General features: G+C 50.3%; 2 protein-coding genes and 1 pseudogene. All 3 read left to right on the forward strand.

Annotated elements, in window-relative coordinates:
- On the forward strand, positions 1-369 hold a 369-nt coding region (locus Q0256_RS00005; RefSeq protein ID WP_297958902.1), incomplete at its 5' end, for an ELM1/GtrOC1 family putative glycosyltransferase.
- The gene (locus tag Q0256_RS00010; protein WP_297958904.1) at positions 366-1442 is read left to right on the forward strand and encodes a glycosyltransferase family 4 protein; all 1077 of its coding nucleotides are present in this window, start codon (positions 366-368) and stop codon (positions 1440-1442) included. The genes Q0256_RS00005 and Q0256_RS00010, both read left to right, overlap by 4 nt.
- Positions 1439-1641: pseudogene (locus tag Q0256_RS00015) on the forward strand (hypothetical protein); the annotation flags it as partial. The gene Q0256_RS00010 and the pseudogene Q0256_RS00015, both read left to right, overlap by 4 nt.

Genomic DNA, 1641 nt, shown 5'->3' on the forward strand with positions numbered 1-1641 from the left:
TGCGAGTTTGCGCTAACGACCTCTCCGCGCACGCCGCGGGCTACCGAGAGTGCGCTAGAAAAGCTCAGCTGGGATTACAGCGTGATTTATAGCCGCGAGCCCGTAAATCCGATCGGCGATTTTTTGGCGCAGTGCGAGTGGGTCTTTATCAGCGAGGACAGCGTCTCGATGATAAGCGAGGCCGTATCTAACGGGAGCGCGAACGTGGCTATTTTGAGTTTAAAACGCAAAGACGCTCATAATAAATTTGACGATTTTATAAATGCTCTCGTTTCTACGGGGTATGCTAGGCGATACAGCGAGAGCGCGAAGCTAAAAAAGACTGCGAAGTACGATCTTAAGGCGTTTGTGGGGGAGATAAAAATATGAGGGTCGTGCAAATCCTGCCCGAGCTTAACGAAGGCGGTGTCGAGCGCGGCGTAGTCGAGCTAAATAGGGAGTTTGCGCGGCGCGGCATCGAAAATTTCGTTATCAGTAACGGCGGCAAATTGGCGCCAAAGATAGAAAACGAGGGCGGCGTACACGTGCAGCTCGACGTTTGCTCCAAAAATATCCTAAGCGCTCCGGCGCGCGTTTTAAAGCTGCGTAAAATTTTAAACGAAATTTCTCCAGACATCGTGCATGTCCGCTCACGCGTGCCGGCGTGGCTGGTTAAATTTGCTCGCCCGCGTGCAAAGATCGTAAGCACCGTACATGGGATAAATTCCGTAAATTTCTACAGCAAAATCATGACGGATGCGGACGCGATCATCTGCCCTAGCGGCTACGCGCGCGATCACGTAGTGCGAAGCTACGGCGTAGACGCAGCCAAGATCACGATCATTCCGCGCGGCATCGATCTAGAAAAATTTAATCCCAAAAATTTAGACGAGCGCTTCATCGCGGAATTTCGGCAGAATTTTAACCTCGCGCAGGATGATTTCATCGTCTCAAGCGTTGGGCGCATCACGCATATTAAGGATTACAAAACCCTGATTCGCGCCGCGGCTTTAGCAAGCGAACAAAATCTTAAAATTTTGATCGTAGGCGGCGTGAGAGCGGATCGCGACGAGTATTTTTCCGAGCTAAAATCGCTTGTAGCTGAGCTTGAACTGGGCGAACGCGTAATTTTTACGGGCTCGCAGAGCAAGCTAGCCGAGATTTACTCGCTCTCATCGGTCACGGTAAGCGCTTCGAGCAAGCCCGAGAGCTTTGGACGCTCGATGGCTGAGGCGATTGCGCTGAATTGCCCGGTGATAGCGACCCGTCACGGCGGCGCGCTGGATATTATCAAAGAGGGTGAAAACGGATATTTTTTTGACGTGGGCGACGCGCAGGCGCTGGCGGGGCTGTTTGCCCCCGCGCGCGAGCTGAAATTTGACGGCTACGGCTACGTTTCGCAAAACTTCAGCCTAGAGCAGATGGTAGAAAAAACGATAAAGGTTTATGAGAGTTTAATATGAAAAAATTTTTTTACGAAAACGGCGCACTTAGCGGCTGGAGGATCACATTTTTAACGCTGCTGCTTCTTTGGTGCGCGTCGCTGTTTTTCAAAAACGCGGTCTATCAGATCTCCTTTGTGGCGCTGAATTTGTTCTTTTTGGCGCATCTATTGTATTTTAAAAACTACGCAATCCTAAGCGAAATTTTGAAAAAAACGCG

This window comes from uncultured Campylobacter sp. (genome assembly GCF_937949835.1).
GTDB lineage: Bacteria > Campylobacterota > Campylobacteria > Campylobacterales > Campylobacteraceae > Campylobacter_B.